Raw genomic sequence first — 15,857 nt, 5'->3', positions numbered from 1 at the left:
CCCGTCCTGCGCTACTCCGGCAGTGGCTGCGGAGGCTTCGGACCTGTGTAGAGACCGCTCGGGCGCATCCGCAGCGGGCGTTCGCCGTACTCCTCCAGCGCGTGGGCGATCCACCCCGCCGTGCGGGCCACGGCGAAGATCGTCTCGCCCGCGGTCGGTGCCATGCCGCAGGAAGCGGTGAGCACGGCCAGGGCCAGGTCCACGTTGGCGTGCAGGGGGGCGTGGCGGGCAGTGGTCTCCACGATGTCGCGGGCCGCGAGGAGAGCGGGCTCCGCGCGCGGGATCTGCTCCAGGAGCGCGAACAGGGCACGCGCGCGTGGGTCCTCGCCGGGGTAGAGCCGGTGTCCCAGGCCCGGGATGCGGCGGCCGGCGCGCAGTTCGTCCGCGATCACGGGTGCCGCGTCGCCCTGGTCGAGCACGTCCTGCAGCAGCCGGTGGGCGAGCCCACTGGCCGCGCCGTGCAGCGGGCCCTCGATCACGCCCAGCCCGGCGGAGACCGCCGCGTAGGCGTGGGCACGGGCCGACGCGGCGACGCGCACCGCGAGGGTGGAGGCGGCCAGGTCGTGGTCGACGAGGAGGGCGAGGGCGGCGTCCAGGGCGCGCAGGGACGCCTCGTCGGGGTCCTTGTGCACCGACAGCCGGGACCACAGGCGGTGGGCCAGGGGGCCCTCGTCGCGGCGCTGGTGGCCTGCCGGAGGCAGAGCGGCCACGAGGGTGGGGATGAGGGTGCGCGCGGTGCCGAGCACGGCGTCCTCGGACAGGTCGAACCGCAGCGGGTCGGCGGTAGCGGCGGCGATCGTCGCGACCCGCAACAGGTCGGTCGGGGCGGCGTGTTCGGGCAGTGCGTCGACGGCACGGCGGGCGACGGCGACGGAAGCGGCGGGCGCGGTGAACGTGCTGCCCGGGAGCATCCGGCCCGTCCACAGCCACTCGGCGACCTCCTCGTAGGTGTGGCCTGCGGCCAGGTCCACCGCGTCGACACCGCGGAAGAAGTAGCGGTCGCTCTCGATGAGCGTGATGCGGGTGCGGACGGACAGCTCGCCGCCGGAGCCGGAACCGCCCGAGCCCTCCCGCCTGTTGCGCCGGGCGAGGGCCTCCACCTCCCCGGCGTCGAAGGTGCTTCCCCGGCCGCCGCTCACCCGCCGGCTGCTCAGCTGGCCCCGGCTCACGTACGCGTACACGGTCTCCGGCTTCACGCCGAGCAGTTCGGCGGCTTCCTTGGTGCTCAGCCGCCGTTCCGCGTCCAGGGGAACGGGTTCTTGATCGCGCATGGGGGTCACCGTATCCATCTAGCGGACCATTGACTGTCATGTTGATTCAATCAATATTGACACGACTTAAATCAATCATGGACAGTCGAATCAAGTCCAGGGAGGAAGTCATGTCCGTGAACAGGTCAGCAGTCACTCTCGTCGAAGCGCCCCGGGGGCTCGCCGGTGTCGTCGTCACCGACACCCGCATCGGTGACGTCCGCGGTCTGGAGGGCTTCTACCACTACCGGCAGTACTCGGCCGTCGACCTCGCCCGGACCCGCGGCTTCGAGGACGTCTGGCATCTGCTCGTGCGCGGAGAGCTGCCGGATGCCGAGCAGAGCGCGGCCTTCGCCGCCGAGACCGCCGCGCTGCGGCGGTTGCCCGGCGAGGTGCGAGCGGCGCTGCCGGCCATCGCTGCGGCCGGCGGGCGTTCAGGGCCGCTCGCCGGGATGCGCACCGCGCTGTCGCTCCTGGGCGCGGCCAGGGGGTTCCGTCCCGTGTACGACATCGACGCCGACCGGCGCCGGCAGGACACGATCGAGGCGGCCGCGGCCGTACCCACGCTGCTCACCGCCCTGCACCGGCTTGGCCGGGGACTCGAACCGGTGGAGCCGCGCGAGGATCTGGCCTACGCGGCGAACTACCTGTACATGTTGACCGGTTCGGTGCCGGCCGAGCCGCACGCCCGAGCCATCGAGCAATACCTGATCTCAACCATTGATCACGGATTCAATGCATCAACCTTCACTGCCCGGGTCATCGCGTCGACGGGCGCGGATGTGGCGGCGTGCCTGGCCGGAGCGGTGGCGGCGCTGTCGGGCCCGTTGCACGGGGGTGCGCCCAGCCGGGCGCTGGACACCCTGGACGCGATCGGCACCCCGGACCGCATCGGCCCCTGGGTGCGCCGGCGGGTGCTCGCCGGTGAGCGCATCATGGGGTTCGGGCACGCGATCTACCGCACGGAGGACCCGCGATCCCGGATGCTGCGAGAGGTCGCCCTGGGGTTCGGCGGTCCGCGAGTGGACTTCGCCGTCGAGGTCGAACGTCGCATCGAGGAGATCCTGGCGGAGCTGAAGCCGGGCCGGGAACTCCACACCAACGTCGAGTACTACGCGGGCGTGGTCATGGAACTCTGCGGGCTGCCCCGCGAGATGTTCACCCCGACGTTCGCCGCCGCCCGGGCCGTGGGCTGGAGTGCCAACATCTTGGAGCAGGCGGAGGACCCGAAGATCATCAGGCCGGTGGCACGGTATGTGGGGCCGGAGGCGCCGGCGCCTGTGCCCGCCTGAGGCAAAGCACCGCCGGGTGGGGGCCCGGCGTTGTCAACCGACTGTCCTCCGGGCGTGGTTCGCGTGACGCTGCCCGCCGTTCACCTCGATGCGAACCATGCCGTGAACGCGGATCCGCCGCATGTCATCAGGACCGTCAACAGCCGCACCGGCATGCGTTGGACCGTCATACGGAATCCGCCGATGCGGATGTCCAGGGCCGGGGCCTGCTCATGCTTCTCCTCGGTGCGGTCGCTCTTCATTTCGTGTTCCCTCCACGAGGTCTCCTGTGACCTCTGTACGAGGCGGCGCGATGCGGCCCTGTGGGGCCGGGGCCCTCGACAATCGGGCGGCGTGGAGCGCCGGTCGGCGATGGTCGGTTGGTCCGGTCCGCGGGATGCGCGGCAGTCAACCTTGTCGGCGCCTGGGGAAACGCGTCGGTTATTGGTTCGTTACCGCTCAGCCGAGTGATGCGTTCAGGAAAGGGATCCGCGACGTTCGGAGCCTGGGCCGGGGCCTGGAGCTTCTCGCTCGGCGGGTCCCCGACCGCCCCCCACTCGGCCGTGTCCGTGTCCTCCAGCCGCACGTGAGATGCCTGCCCAGGCGCCCGAGCCCGGCCTCGTCGCTCCGCAGCACGTTCCGGACGAAGCCGAAGAACGCCACACTCGTCAGGTGCCCATGCGGTAGCAGCACAGGGCGCTGATTCAGAGGGCGTTGGCGAAGAGGAACTGGCGCTGCTTCCTGGGGGCGCTGCCAGTGGCCGTCCGCCGGTCGTCGGGGTGCGGGTCGCCTGGAGGGGACCGGCGAGCGGTGGGCGGCGCTTGCCGTCTCCCAGAGTGCCGAGCGGTTCTGACCGGCGGCGAGGCGGAGAGGAGGCGCACGGAGGGAAGTGAGGGTCGCACAACTGGCGCCATGCCCGACGTCTGCTCCGCGAGTGCTGCGGCCATCGTTCACTTCGGTGTGGATCCCACGGCTCGTATCCTGGGGCGGCATCCCCATTCCCCACGTGTGCCGGGAACGCGAGCCGGTGCACGCGTCGGCGCGAGAGAGGTCGCACGGTGAGCCAGCCGAGCCCGAAACCGCAGCAGATCCCGGTTGTCGTCCTGGCCGGATTCCTCGGCTCGGGAAAGACCACCCTGCTCAATCACCTGCTGCACCGCAGCGGCGGCAGCCGTATCGGCGCGATCGTCAACGACTTCGGGGCGATCGAGATCGACGCGATGGCCGTGGCGGGAGCGCTCGGCGATTCGACGGTCTCCCTCGGCAACGGCTGTCTGTGCTGTGCCGTCGACGCGAGCGAACTGGACCAGTACCTGGAGCGGCTTGCGGAGCCCTCCCTCGGCATCGACGTCATCGTCATCGAGGCCAGCGGTCTCGCCGAGCCGCAGGAACTCGTGCGGATGCTGCTCGCCAGCGAGCATCCCGGGGTCGTCTGCGGAGGGCTCGTCGAGGTCGTCGACGCCGCCGAGTTCGACGACACCCGGGCCAGGCACCCCGAGATCGACCGGCATCTCGCGCTGGCCGACCTCGTCGTGGTCAACAAGCTCGACCGGGCGGAGGACGGCGAACGTGTCCTCCGGCTGGTCCGGTCCCTCGTCGATCGCGCTGCCGTCGTCCCGGCCACCTACGGCCGGATCGACCCCGAGTTCCTCTTCGACTGCCGGCCCAGCGAGGAGCGCATCGGGCAGCTCTCCTTCGACGACCTGCACGCAGACGACTTGCACTCGGACGACTTGCACGCAGACGACCTGCACACGGACGACCTGCACACGGACGACCTGCATGCAGACCACCCGCACGAAGACGACCCGCACGAAGGCGGCCCACGAGGCCACGGCCACGACCCGCACGACGGCCAGCCGCACCAGCACGGCGCGGACGGCCACGCCGGCCACCTGCACGCCGCGTACGACAGCCTGTCGTTCGTCTCCCGGGAACCCCTCGACCCGCGCCGGCTGATGACGTTTCTCGACAGCCGGCCCGAGGGGCTGTACCGCATCAAGGGCTACGTCGACTTCGGGCCGTACGACGTCCGCAACCGTTACGTTGTCCATGCCGTCGGACGGTTCCTGCGCTTCTACCCGGAGCCCTGGCCGGGCGGCGACGAGCGCCTCACCCAGCTGGTCCTCATCGGTTCCGGGATCGACGCCTCCGCCCTGGACAAGGAGCTGGAGGAGTGCAGGAGCGAGGCCCCACACGCCGACGAGCACGGCATGTGGGGCGTCCTGCGGTACGTACGCGACCCCGAGGAGGACCTCGTGGACCCGGCCTAGACCGGCCCGGCCACCACCGCCACCGTCTTCGCCAGGGACACCCCCGAGCCGTCGCGGCGGGGATCGATCTCCGGAAGGTCGGCCGGGGTGCCGTTCTTCTGGGCCGCCAGGGCGGGAACGGGGCCCGCCCAGGCCAGGGACAGGCAGTCCTCGCCCTTCAGGAACCGCTGGCAGCGGACACCACCGGTGGCGCGGCCCTTGCGCGGGTACTGGTCGAACGGGGTCAGCTTGGCCGTGGTCTGGACGGAGTCGTCCAGCGTGCCCCGCGAGCCCGCGACGGTGAAGACGACGGCGTCCACGGCCGGGTCCACCGCGGTGAAGGAGATGACCTTCGCGCCCTCGGTGAGCTTGATGCCGGCCACACCGCCGGCCGGGCGGCCCTGCGGGCGGACCTGGGACGCCTGGAAGCGCAGCAGCTGCGCGTCGTCGGTGACGAAGACCAGGTCCTCCTCACCGGTGCGCAGCTCGACCGCGCCGACGATCCGGTCGCCCTCCTTGAGGGTGATCACCTCGAGCTCTTCCTTGTTGGCCGGATAGTCCGGCACCACGCGCTTGACGATGCCCTGTGCCGTACCGAGCGCCAGGCCCGGCGACGACTCGTCGAGCGTGGCCAGGCAGACCACCGTCTCGTCGTCCTCCAGGGAGACGAATTCCGCCAGCGGGGCGCCCCCCGCGAGGTTCGGCGCCGCCGGCGTCTCCGGGAGCTGGGGCAGGTCGATCACGTTCAGCCGCAGCAGCCTGCCCGCGGAGGTGACCGCGCCCACCTCGCCGCGTGCGGTGGCCGGCACCGCCGAGACGATCACGTCGTGCTTCACGCGCTTGGCACCGGCGTCCTCCGCGAACGGCTCGTTGCCGGCCGTGCGGGCCAGCAGACCCGTCGAGGACAGCAGCACCCGGCACGGGTCGTCGGCCACCTGGAGCGGCACGGCCGCGACCGGGGCACCGCCCGACTCCAGCAGGACCGTACGCCGGTCGGTGCCGAACTTCTTGGCGACCGTGGCCAGTTCGGAGGAGACCAGCTTGCGCAGCTCCGTGTCCGAGTCGAGGATCCGCGTCAGTTCCTCGATCTCCGCGTTGAGCCGGTCCTTCTCGGACTCCAGCTCGATGCGGTCGAACTTGGTCAGACGGCGCAGCGGCGTGTCAAGGATGTACTGCGTCTGCACCTCGCTCAGCGAGAACTGCTCCATCAGGCGCTGCTTGGCCTGCGCGGAGTTCTCACTGGAGCGGATCAGACGGATGACCTCGTCGATGTCCAGCAGAGCCGTCAGCAGGCCCTCGACCAGGTGCAGCCGGTCGCGCTTCTTGCCGCGGCGGAACTCCGAGCGCCGCCGTACGACGTTGAACCGGTGGTCGAGGTAGACCTCCAGGAGCTCCTTCAGGCCCAGTGTGAGCGGCTGGCCGTCGACCAGGGCCACGTTGTTGATGCCGAAGGACTCCTCCATCGGCGTCAGCTTGTACAGCTGCTCCAGGACCGCCTCCGGCACGAAGCCGTTCTTGATCTCGATGACCAGGCGCAGGCCGTGCGCGCGGTCGGTGAGGTCCTTGACGTCGGCGATGCCCTGGATCTTCTTCGAACCGACCAGGTCCTTGATCTTGGCGATGACCTTCTCGGGGCCGACCGTGAAGGGCAGCTCCGTGACGACGAGACCCTTGCGGCGGGCCGTCACGGGCTCCACCGACACCGTCGCCCGGATCTTGAACGTGCCGCGGCCCGTCTCGTACGCGTCCCGGATGCCGGACAGGCCGACGATGCGGCCGCCGGTCGGCAGGTCGGGGCCGGGGACGTGCTTCATCAGGGCGTCGAGATCCGCGTTCGGGTACCGGATCAGGTGGCGGGCGGCGGCGATGACCTCGCGCAGGTTGTGCGGCGCCATGTTCGTGGCCATGCCGACGGCGATGCCCGAGGCGCCGTTGACCAGGAGGTTCGGGAAGGCGGCCGGCAGGGCCACCGGCTCCTGCTCCTGGCCGTCGTAGTTGGGATTGAAGTCGACGGTGTCCTCGTCGATCGACTCCGTCATCAGGCTCGTCGCCTCGGCCATCCGGCACTCGGTGTACCGCATGGCTGCCGGCGGGTCGTCGTTGCCGAGCGAGCCGAAGTTGCCGTGGCCGTCGACCAGGGGGACCCGCATCGAGAAGGGCTGGGCCATGCGCACGAGGGCGTCGTAGATCGACGCGTCGCCGTGCGGGTGCAGCTTGCCCATCACCTCGCCGACGACACGGGCGCACTTGACGTATCCGCGCTCGGGGCGCAGGCCCATCTCGCTCATCTGGTAGACGATGCGGCGGTGCACCGGCTTGAGGCCGTCGCGTGCGTCCGGCAGGGCGCGGGAGTAGATGACCGAGTACGCGTACTCGAGGAAGGAGCCCTGCATCTCGTCGACGACGTCGATGTCGAGGATCCGCTCCTCGTACGAGTCGTCGGGCGGCGGGGTCTTCGTGCTGCGGCGGGCCATCGCTGCCGGCTCCTCCTGTTACTGGTCGCTCGCCTACGGGGTGTTCATGCCGCTGACGAGAGGCCGACCGTGCTCAGCCCTTCGGGCCTGACACGCGCTCGTCCACTCGCCACCGACCGCCCCTGCGGCTCGCTCATGCTGCTGCGATCCGGATCTGACGCCGACCATTGTGGACCGCCGCACTGACAAGCGGCACCAGGACCCGGTCCGGGGCGGCCTCTGGCGCTGTCGGACCCAGGTCGCGGCCGGGAACTTCACCAGGGCTTCGCACGCTTGCATACAGTGGCAGGACCGGCAGGAATCCGCGGTCTGAACAACCGCTTCGCGATCGAAGGGACGTACATGCCCATGGGTCACACGGCCACAGCCCAGGCAGGCTCCGGGGGCCTGACAGCGACCGAGCACCGCCTGGCCAACGGCCTGCGCGTGGTGCTCTCCGAGGACCACCTGACCCCGGTCGCGGCGGTGTGCCTCTGGTACGACGTCGGCTCACGCCACGAAGTCAAGGGGCGCACCGGCCTGGCTCACCTTTTCGAGCACTTGATGTTCCAGGGATCCGCCCAGGTCAAGGGCAACGGCCACTTCGAGCTCGTCCAGGGCGCGGGCGGCTCGCTGAACGGCACGACCAGCTTCGAGCGGACCAACTACTTCGAGACCATGCCCACCCACCAGCTGGAGCTCGCCCTCTGGCTGGAGGCCGACCGCATGGGCTCGCTGCTGACCGCGCTCGACGACGAGTCGATGGAGAACCAGCGCGATGTCGTCAAGAACGAGCGCCGCCAGCGCTACGACAACGTCCCCTACGGCACCGCCTTCGAGAAGCTGACCGCCCTCGCCTACCCCGAGGGCCACCCTTACCACCACACCCCGATCGGCTCGATGGCCGACCTGGACGCGGCGACCCTGGAGGACGCCCGCGCGTTCTTCCGCACCTACTACGCGCCGAACAACGCCGTGCTCTCCGTGGTCGGCGACATCGACCCGGAGCAGACCCTCGCCTGGGTCGAGAAGTACTTCGGCTCCATCCCCGGTCACGACGGCAAGCCGGCCCCGCGCGACGGCTCGCTGCCGGAGACCATCGGCGAGCAGCTGCGCGAGGTCGTCGAGGAGGAGGTCCCGGCGCGCGCCCTGATGGCCGCCTACCGGCTTCCGCACGACGGCACGCGCGCGTGCGACGCGGCCGACCTCGCCCTCACCGTCCTCGGCGGCGGCGAGTCCTCCCGCCTCTACAACCGCCTCGTACGGCGCGACCGTACGGCCGTGGCCGCCGGCTTCGGCCTGCTGCGGCTCGCCGGGGCCCCCTCCCTGGGGTGGCTGGACGTGAAGACCTCCGGTGACGTGGAGGTTCCGGTCATCGAGACCGCCATCGACGAGGAGCTCGCCCGGTTCGCCGAGGAGGGCCCCACGGCCGAGGAGATGGAGCGCGCCCAGGCCCAGCTGGAGCGCGAGTGGCTGGACCGGCTCGGCACGGTCGCGGGCCGCGCCGACGAACTGTGCCGGTACGCCGTGCTGTTCGGCGACCCGCAGCTCGCCCTGACCGCCGTCCAGCGTGTGCTGGAGATCACGGCGGAGGAGGTCCAGGAGGTCGCCAAGGTCCGCCTGCGGCCCGACAACCGCGCGGTGCTCGTCTACGAGCCCGTCGCCGACGAGGACGCCACCGAGGACGCCGCAGCCGCGGCCACCGACGAGAACGAGGAGGCGGCCAAGTGACCGAGCTCGCCACGATGGACTTCCACCCCCGGCCGCAGGCGGGCGACGCCCGGCCGTGGGCGTTCCCGGCCCCCGAGCGCGGCACGCTCGACAACGGCCTGACGGTGCTGCGCTGCCACCGCCCCGGCCAGCAGGTCGTCGCCGTGGAGGTGCTGCTGGACGCCCCCCTGGACGCCGAGCCGGCCGGCCTCGACGGTGTGGCCACGATCATGGCCCGGGCCTTCTCCGAGGGCACCGACAAGCACTCCGCCGAGGAGTTCGCCGCCGAGCTGGAGCGTGCGGGCGCCACCCTCGACGCGCACGCCGACCACCCCGGCGTCCGGATCAGCCTGGAGGTGCCGGCCTCGCGGCTCGCCAAGGGGCTGAACCTGATCGCCGACGCCCTGAGGGCGCCCGCGTTCGCCGACAGCGAGGTCGAGCGGCTGGTGAACAACCGCCTCGACGAGATCCCGCACGAGCTGGCCAACCCCTCCCGCCGCGCCGCCAAGGAGCTCTCCAAGGAGCTGTTCCCGACGGGCTCGCGCATGTCGCGGCCCCGGCAGGGCAGTGAGGAGACGGTCGCCACGATCGACTCCGCGGCCGTACGCGGCTTCTACGAGAAGCACGTCCGCCCCGCCACGGCCACCGCCGTGGTCGTCGGCGACCTCACCGGCATCGACCTCGACGCCCTGCTCGGGGACACGCTGGGTGCCTGGACGGGCTCCTCGGCCGAGCCGCGCCCCGTGCCGCCGGTGACCGCCGACGACACCGGCCGGGTCGTCATCGTGGACCGCCCCGGCGCCGTCCAGACGCAGCTGCTGATCGGCCGGGTCGGCCCGGACCGGCACGACCGCGTGTGGCCCGCCCAGGTGCTCGGCACGTACTGCCTCGGCGGCACCCTCACCTCCCGCCTGGACCGCGTCCTGCGTGAGGAGAAGGGCTACACCTACGGCGTGCGGGCGTTCGGCCAGGTCCTCAGGTCCACCCCGGACGGCACGGGTGCCGCCATGCTCGCCATCAGCGGTTCCGTCGACACGCCCAATACCGGCCCCGCCCTGCAGGACCTCTGGACGGTGCTGCGCACCCTCGCGGCCGAGGGGCTGACCGAAGCCGAACGGGACGTCGCCGTGCAGAACCTGGTGGGCGTGGCCCCGCTGAAGTACGAGACGGCGGCGGCCGTCGCGAGCACGCTGGCCGACCAGGTCGAGCAGCACCTGCCCGACGACTACCAGGCCACGCTGTACCGGCAGCTCGCCGCGACCGGAACCGTGGAGGCCACCGCCGCGGCCGTGAGCGCCTTCCCGGTGGACCGTCTGGTGACCGTCCTCGTCGGTGACGCGGCGCAGATCAAGGCGCCTGTCGAGGCTCTGGGCATCGGCGAAGTCACCGTCGTCGCCGCCGAGTAGCGGCACGCGCGCGCAGGGGCCCTGGTTGTCTTCTGAGGCACCAGGGCCCCTTTATGCCCGAATCGATACGGATGTTGCCTGTCTGCCCTGTGGGATGCGCTACAAAAGCCGGGATCCGTTTGGGAATTGAAAGTGGCGCCGCTTAGCGTCATCCGGGCTGTTCGTCAGGCAGTGCGCCGCACCCGCGGCACCGGACAGTCATCGCCGAGTCCCCGTACGGCGCGAGCCAGGGGAGCCGGGGACCCACCGCAGTCCCTGGGGTGAATCGGACGCCCGCGCGAGCCGCGAGGGAGTCCGTAGGAGACCTTCCTGCTCCGAACCCGTCAGCTAACCCGGTAGGCGAGAAGGAAGGAAAGGACCAGCCACCACATGGCGTTCACTCGCGCCACCGGGAAGCACCGTCGTCCCAGCAGGATCCAGCGCGGCACCGCCCGTGCGGCGGGCGTCGCGGCCCTCGCCACCACCGGCGTGATCGGCACCGTGGCGGCCCCTGCGGCCTTCGCCGCCGAGCCCGGCGCCGAGCAGACGGGCCTCACTCCGGTCGTCACCATGGGCGACACCGCGGCCCAGCAGATCGACGCCCAAGCCGTCGCGCAGCAGCAGGCCGCCGAGGAGGCCGCCGCCAAGCGGAAGGCCGAGGAGGCCGCCCGCAAGCGCGCCGCGGAGCTGGCCGAGAGGGCCAAGGAGGCGGCCGAGAAGGCCCGCGAGGCCAAGGAGCGCGCCGCCCGCGAGGCCGAGCGCAAGCGTCTCAACACCTTCGTGTCCCCGATCTCCGGCTCGTACGTCTCCACCGGTTACAAGGCCGGCAGCGGCCTGTGGTCCTCCGGCAGCCACACCGGTGTCGACTTCCACGCCGCCACCGGCACCTCTGTCCACGCGGTCGGCGCGGGCACCGTCGTCGAGGCCGGCTGGGGCGGCTCCTACGGCAATCAGATCGTGATCAAGATGAACGACGGGACGTACACCCAGTACGGCCACCTGTCCTCCACCAGCGTCTCGGTGGGCCAGCAGGTCACCCCCGGCCAGCAGATCGGCCTGTCCGGCGCGACCGGCAACGTCACCGGGCCGCACCTGCACTTCGAGGCCCGCACGAGCCCCGAGTACGGCTCGGACATCGACCCGGTCGCCTACCTCCGCTCGCACGGCGTCAACCTCTGACCGGAACCCCTCCGCTCTCCCCGCAGCCCCGTCTCCCCGAGCCGGGGCTTTCGGTGTTTACGGCGGCAGGCTGTCCAAAAAATATCCATGGATTCCCGCCTGCCGTCGGAAATTCCGGCTCATTGCAATAGAGTCACGGAACACGCGCCGCTCGTCGGCGTTTCACGGGGATTAAGCGGAGGTCGGTCATGCGTATTCCCGCGCACTCGGTGTGCACGGCCATCCGGGACGACATCGTCGCCGGTGCCCACCCGCGTGGCAGTCGGCTCACCGAAGAACTCCTCGCGCGCCGCTACGGCGTCTCGCGGGTCCCTGTCCGGGAGGCCCTGCGCACACTGGAGGCCGAGGGCTTCGTGGTGACCCGGCGGCATGCGGGCGCGTGTGTGGCCGAACCCACCGAGCAGGAGGCCGCCGACCTGCTGGAGATGCGCATGCTGCTGGAGCCGCTCGGAGCGGCCCGCGCCGCCCAGCGCCGCACCGAGTCGCATCTGAAGGTGCTGCGCGGCCTGGTCCGGCTGGGCCAGGAGCGGGCCCGCCGGGGGAACAGCGAGGACCTGCGCTCTCTCGGCGGCTGGTTCCACGAGACGCTCGCCCAGGCCTCCGGCAGTCCCGCGCTGACCTCGGTGCTCACCCAGCTCCGACACAAGATCGCGTGGATGTACGCCGTGGACGCGCCGGTCAGTCCGGTGGAGTCCTGGACGGAGCACGGCGCGATCGTGGACGCGGTGGCGCGCGGGGACAGTGAGCGAGCGCGGGCGGTCACGGCGATGCACACCGAGCGCGCGACGGGCGCGCACCGTCTGCGTCTCGGCTCCGCCGGGGAGCGCGCCGACCGTGTGAGGAACTCGCAACATCCCGTAAACACGGCGGGCCTGCGGCATTAACACGGCAGCCGTATACAAAGGGAGCGACTAATTCCCGGGTGCCTGTTTTCGATGCCCGGAATTTCCGCTGTCCGGAATCGGGAAATTCCCGTCCTGTGCCGACCGGGAATGGCGAAGGGCCCGCCCGGTGAATTCGGACGAGCCCTTCGCTGTGCGCCGGTCGGGCGCTCGGGAAATCAGACGGTCTCGGGCAGTTCCTCGAGACCCTCGGAGACCAGCTTCGCCAGCCGGTCCAGGGCGGCGTCCGCGCCCTCGGCGTCGGAGGCGAGGACGATCTCCTCGCCACCCTGGGCGCCGAGGCCCAGGACGGCCAGCATCGAGGCCGCGTTGACGGGGTTGCCGTCTGCCTTGGCGATCGTCACCGGGACGCCTGCGGCCGTGGCGGCTCGGACGAAGATGGAGGCGGGGCGGGCGTGGAGACCCTCGGCCCAGCCGACGTTGACGCGGCGCTCAGCCATGTGTTGCTGCCCTTCGGTGTTCAGGGTTGTCTAGACCAGTTTCCCATATCGTGAAGCTGCGCCGGGAGCAGTCCTCGAAGACCACCCCGGGGTGCCGTCGGATCGCGGCCTCGACCCGACTGACGCCCTCCACAGACTGCCTCGCGCCGTTGTCAGGCGCTAGCCGTACTCTGGGGCCCATGCAGACCTCGCCGGACCGGCACGAGTATCCCGCCCACTGGGAAGCCGACGTGGTGCTGCGCGACGGGGGTACCGCGCGCATCCGGCCCATCACCGTTGATGACGCCGATCGCCTGGTCAGCTTCTACGAGCAGGTCTCCGACGAGTCGAAGTACTACCGCTTCTTCGCGCCGTACCCTCGCCTGTCCGCCAAGGACGTCCACCGCTTCACGCACCACGACTTTGTGGACCGGGTGGGACTCGCGGCCACGGTCGGCGGCGAGTTCATCGCCACCGTACGCTACGACCGGATCGGCGCCGACGGAACGCCCGCGTCCGCACCCGCCGACGAGGCCGAGGTCGCCTTCCTCGTGCAGGACGCACATCAGGGCCGTGGGGTCGCCTCCGCCCTGCTCGAACACATCGGCGCCGTCGCCCGCGAGCGCGGCATCCGCCGCTTCGCCGCCGAGGTGCTGCCCGCCAACAACAAGATGATCAAGGTGTTCACGGACGCCGGCTACACCCAGAAGCGCAGCTTCGAGGACGGCGTGGTCCGTCTGGAGTTCGACCTCGAACCCACCGACCGTTCCCTCGCCGTGCAGTACGCGCGCGAACACCGCGCCGAGGCGCGCTCCGTGCAGCGGCTGCTCGCCCCCGGCTCGGTCGCGGTCGTCGGCGCCGGGCGCACACCCGGCGGCGTGGGCCGCAGCGTCCTCGGCAACATCCGGGACGCCGGCTACAGCGGCCGTCTGTACGCCGTGAACAAAGCCCTTCCCGAGGGGCAGAAGGAGCTCGACGGGGTGCCCGCGCACCGCTCCGTGCGGGACATCGACGGCCCGGTCGACCTCGCGGTCGTCGCCGTGCCGGCCGAGCACGTCCCCGAGGTCGTCACCGAGTGCGGCGAACACGGCGTGCAGGGGCTCGTCGTGGTCTCCGCGGGGTACGCCGAGAGCGGCCCCGAGGGACGCGAACGCCAGCGCGCCCTCGTGCGGCACGCACGCACGTACGGCATGCGCATCATCGGTCCCAACGCCTTCGGCATCATCAACACCTCCCCGCGAGTACGGCTCAACGCCTCTCTCGCCCCCGAGGTGCCGCGCCCGGGCCGGATCGGCCTGTTCGCCCAGTCCGGCGCCATCGGCATCGCCCTGCTGTCCCGGCTGCACCGGCGCGGCGGCGGCGTCACGGGTGTGACCGGCGTCTCCACCTTCGTCTCCTCCGGCAACCGCGCCGACGTCTCCGGCAACGATGTCCTGCAGTACTGGTACGAGGACCCCGACACCGACGTCGTCCTCATGTACCTGGAGTCCATCGGCAACCCCCGTAAGTTCACCCGTCTCGCCCGCCGGACCGCCGCCGCGAAGCCCCTGGTCGTCGTCCAGGGCGCGCGGCACGGCGCCGCTCCCCAGGGGCACGCCGTACGGGCGACCCGGCTGCCGCACGCGACCGTGTCGGCGCTGCTGAGGCAGGCCGGCGTCATCCGCGTCGACACCATCACCGAGCTGGTGGACGCGGGCCTGCTGCTCGACCGCCAGCCCCTGCCCGCCGGCCCCCGGGTCGCGATCCTGGGCAACTCGGAGTCGCTCGGCCTGCTCACCTACGACGCGTGCCTCGCCGAGGGGCTGAGGCCGCACCCCCCGCAGGATCTGACCACCGCGGCCTCCGCGGCCGACTTCCACGCCGCCCTGTCCCGCGCGCTGGCCGACGACCGGTGCGACGCCGTCGTCGTCACCGCCATACCGGCGGTGGGGGAGGGCTCGGTCGGCGACGCCGCCCTCGCGCAGGCCCTGCGCTCGGCCTCGGCCGCCGCCCCGGCCAAGCCGGTCCTGGTGGTCCACGTGGAGCTCGGCGGCCTGGCGGAGGCCCTGTCGGCGGCGGCGAGCACGGCACCGCAGGCCGCAGCGGGCACCCCGTCGCAGACCGCCCCCGGTCCGGCACCCGTCGAAGAACGCCTCCCCACGACCGAGGCCCCGGAGGGCGCCCGCCTCATCCCCGCCTACCCCGCCGCCGAGCGCGCCGTCCGCGCCCTCGGCCAGGCCGTCACCTACGCGCAGTGGCGGCGCGACGCCTCCGACCCCGGCAAGGTGCCCGAGTACGAGGACATCGACGAGAAGGGCGCCGCCGCGCTGATCGACGGCCTGCTCACGCGCGGGCAGGGACTCACGCTCGGCACGGACGACACCTGCGACCTCCTCGGCCACTACGGCGTCCAGGTCCACCGCGCCCTGCCCGCCCCGACCCCCGACGCCGCCGCCGAAGCCGCCCGCACCCTCGGCTACCCCGTGGCCCTCAAGGCCACCGCCCCGCACCTCAGGCACCGTGCCGACCTGGGCGGTGTCCGCCTCGACCTCGCCGGCGAAGACCAACTGCGCCAGGCGTACGCCGAGTTGACCGAGCAGTTCGGCGCGCCGGAGGAGCTGCGCCCCGTGGTGCAGCGGATGGCGCCGCGCGGCGTGGACGTCGTCGTACGGGCCGTCATCGACCCCGCGGCCGGAGCCGTGCTCTCCTTCGGGCTCGCCGGCGCCGCCTCGCAGCTGCTCGGGGACACGGCGCACCGGCTCATCCCGGTCACCGACCGGGAGGCGACCTCGCTGGTGCGCTCGATCCGCACCGCCCCCCTGCTGTTCGGCTGGCGCGGCTCCGCACCGGCCGACACCCGCGCCCTGGAGGAACTGCTGCTGCGGGTGTCCCGGCTGGTCGACGACCACCCCGAGGTCGTCGCGGTCACCCTGGAACCGGTCGTCGTCGCCTCGCACGGCCTGAGCGTCCTCGGCGCCTCCGTCCGCCTCGCACCCCCGCCCGCGCGCGACGACCTCGGCCCGCGGACCCTCCCCGCCTACTGACAGGGGGCGAGCT

Annotated in this window: 11 protein-coding genes and 1 riboswitch; of the genes, 7 read left to right on the top strand and 4 right to left on the bottom strand. The window is 71.7% G+C overall.

Annotated features, from left to right (window positions below; all coding sequences use genetic code 11):
• Positions 1-11: 11 nt before the first annotated feature.
• Positions 12-1,271, bottom strand: a complete 1,260-nt coding sequence (locus IO24_RS0111800; protein ID WP_031134768.1) for a citrate synthase — start codon at positions 1,269-1,271, stop codon at positions 12-14.
• A gap of 110 nt (positions 1,272-1,381) precedes the next feature.
• On the opposite strand from IO24_RS0111800, the gene IO24_RS0111795 reads away from it, so the two are divergent.
• Positions 1,382-2,542, top strand: coding sequence for a citrate synthase (locus tag IO24_RS0111795; RefSeq protein WP_031134766.1), 1,161 nt, complete (start codon positions 1,382-1,384; stop codon positions 2,540-2,542).
• Between the two features lie 80 nt (positions 2,543-2,622).
• Here IO24_RS0111795 and IO24_RS45145 read toward each other — a convergent pair whose 3' ends face one another.
• Positions 2,623-2,784 carry a hypothetical protein gene (locus IO24_RS45145; RefSeq protein WP_157851249.1) on the bottom strand — a complete coding sequence of 54 codons (162 nt, stop codon included), beginning with the start codon at positions 2,782-2,784 and terminating at the stop codon, positions 2,623-2,625.
• 795 nt (positions 2,785-3,579) lie between these two features.
• On the opposite strand from IO24_RS45145, the gene IO24_RS0111785 reads away from it, so the two are divergent.
• Positions 3,580-4,794, top strand: coding sequence for a CobW family GTP-binding protein (locus IO24_RS0111785; protein ID WP_031134764.1), 1,215 nt, complete (start codon positions 3,580-3,582; stop codon positions 4,792-4,794).
• Here IO24_RS0111785 and IO24_RS0111780 read toward each other — a convergent pair.
• Complete coding sequence (locus IO24_RS0111780; RefSeq protein ID WP_031134762.1) at positions 4,791-7,247, bottom strand: DNA gyrase/topoisomerase IV subunit A; 2,457 nt, start codon at positions 7,245-7,247, stop codon at positions 4,791-4,793. The genes IO24_RS0111785 and IO24_RS0111780 overlap by 4 nt on opposite strands.
• Before the next feature lie 342 nt (positions 7,248-7,589).
• Here IO24_RS0111780 and IO24_RS0111775 point away from each other — a divergent pair, with 342 nt between their 5' ends.
• The 4 genes from IO24_RS0111775 (at position 7,590) to IO24_RS0111760 (ending at position 12,384) form a co-directional block, all read left to right on the top strand.
• Positions 7,590-8,957: a M16 family metallopeptidase gene (locus IO24_RS0111775; RefSeq protein WP_037667786.1), complete on the top strand. Its 1,368-nt coding sequence runs from the start codon at positions 7,590-7,592 to the stop codon at positions 8,955-8,957.
• The gene (locus IO24_RS0111770; protein ID WP_031134758.1) at positions 8,954-10,342 is read left to right on the top strand and encodes a M16 family metallopeptidase; all 1,389 of its coding nucleotides are present in this window, start codon (positions 8,954-8,956) and stop codon (positions 10,340-10,342) included. The genes IO24_RS0111775 and IO24_RS0111770 overlap by 4 nt, the downstream gene beginning before the upstream one ends.
• Before the next feature lie 192 nt (positions 10,343-10,534).
• A riboswitch (cyclic di-AMP (ydaO/yuaA leader) is annotated at positions 10,535-10,698 on the top strand.
• Positions 10,699-10,711: 13 nt separating this feature from the next.
• Positions 10,712-11,500 carry a M23 family metallopeptidase gene (locus IO24_RS0111765; protein WP_031134756.1) on the top strand — a complete coding sequence of 263 codons (789 nt, stop codon included), beginning with the start codon at positions 10,712-10,714 and terminating at the stop codon, positions 11,498-11,500.
• Positions 11,501-11,688: 188 nt separating this feature from the next.
• Entirely contained in the window at positions 11,689-12,384 is a 696-nt protein-coding gene (locus IO24_RS0111760; protein ID WP_031134755.1) for a GntR family transcriptional regulator, read from the top strand.
• A gap of 176 nt (positions 12,385-12,560) precedes the next feature.
• Here the strand turns inward: IO24_RS0111760 and IO24_RS0111755 are convergent, their stop codons facing one another.
• A complete protein-coding gene (locus IO24_RS0111755; RefSeq protein WP_003993478.1) occupies positions 12,561-12,842 on the bottom strand; it encodes an HPr family phosphocarrier protein in 282 nt (93 codons plus the stop codon).
• A gap of 179 nt (positions 12,843-13,021) precedes the next feature.
• Between IO24_RS0111755 and IO24_RS0111750 the strand changes: the two genes are divergently transcribed.
• On the top strand, positions 13,022-15,844 hold the full coding sequence (locus tag IO24_RS0111750; protein ID WP_031134753.1) for a bifunctional acetate--CoA ligase family protein/GNAT family N-acetyltransferase: 2,823 nt from the start codon (positions 13,022-13,024) through the stop codon (positions 15,842-15,844).
• Positions 15,845-15,857: the final 13 nt, after the last annotated feature.

Source organism: Streptomyces flavovariabilis, assembly GCF_000725785.1.
Classification (GTDB): domain Bacteria; phylum Actinomycetota; class Actinomycetes; order Streptomycetales; family Streptomycetaceae; genus Streptomyces; species Streptomyces hawaiiensis.
This window is presented reverse-complemented; position numbering and strand designations above follow the sequence as displayed.

Excerpts from the sequence above, each read along its gene's own strand:
- IO24_RS0111800 (WP_031134768.1), bottom strand. The coding sequence starts at position 1,271 with ATGCGCGATCAAGAACCCGTTCCCCTGGACGCGGAACGGCGGCTGAGC.
- IO24_RS0111795 (WP_031134766.1), top strand. The coding sequence starts at position 1,382 with ATGTCCGTGAACAGGTCAGCAGTCACTCTCGTCGAAGCGCCCCGGGGG.
- IO24_RS45145 (WP_157851249.1), bottom strand. The coding sequence starts at position 2,784 with ATGAAGAGCGACCGCACCGAGGAGAAGCATGAGCAGGCCCCGGCCCTG.
- IO24_RS0111780 (WP_031134762.1), bottom strand. The coding sequence starts at position 7,247 with ATGGCCCGCCGCAGCACGAAGACCCCGCCGCCCGACGACTCGTACGAG.
- IO24_RS0111775 (WP_037667786.1), top strand. The coding sequence starts at position 7,590 with ATGCCCATGGGTCACACGGCCACAGCCCAGGCAGGCTCCGGGGGCCTG.
- IO24_RS0111765 (WP_031134756.1), top strand. The coding sequence starts at position 10,712 with ATGGCGTTCACTCGCGCCACCGGGAAGCACCGTCGTCCCAGCAGGATC.
- IO24_RS0111760 (WP_031134755.1), top strand. The coding sequence starts at position 11,689 with ATGCGTATTCCCGCGCACTCGGTGTGCACGGCCATCCGGGACGACATC.
- IO24_RS0111755 (WP_003993478.1), bottom strand. The coding sequence starts at position 12,842 with ATGGCTGAGCGCCGCGTCAACGTCGGCTGGGCCGAGGGTCTCCACGCC.
- IO24_RS0111750 (WP_031134753.1), top strand. The coding sequence starts at position 13,022 with ATGCAGACCTCGCCGGACCGGCACGAGTATCCCGCCCACTGGGAAGCC.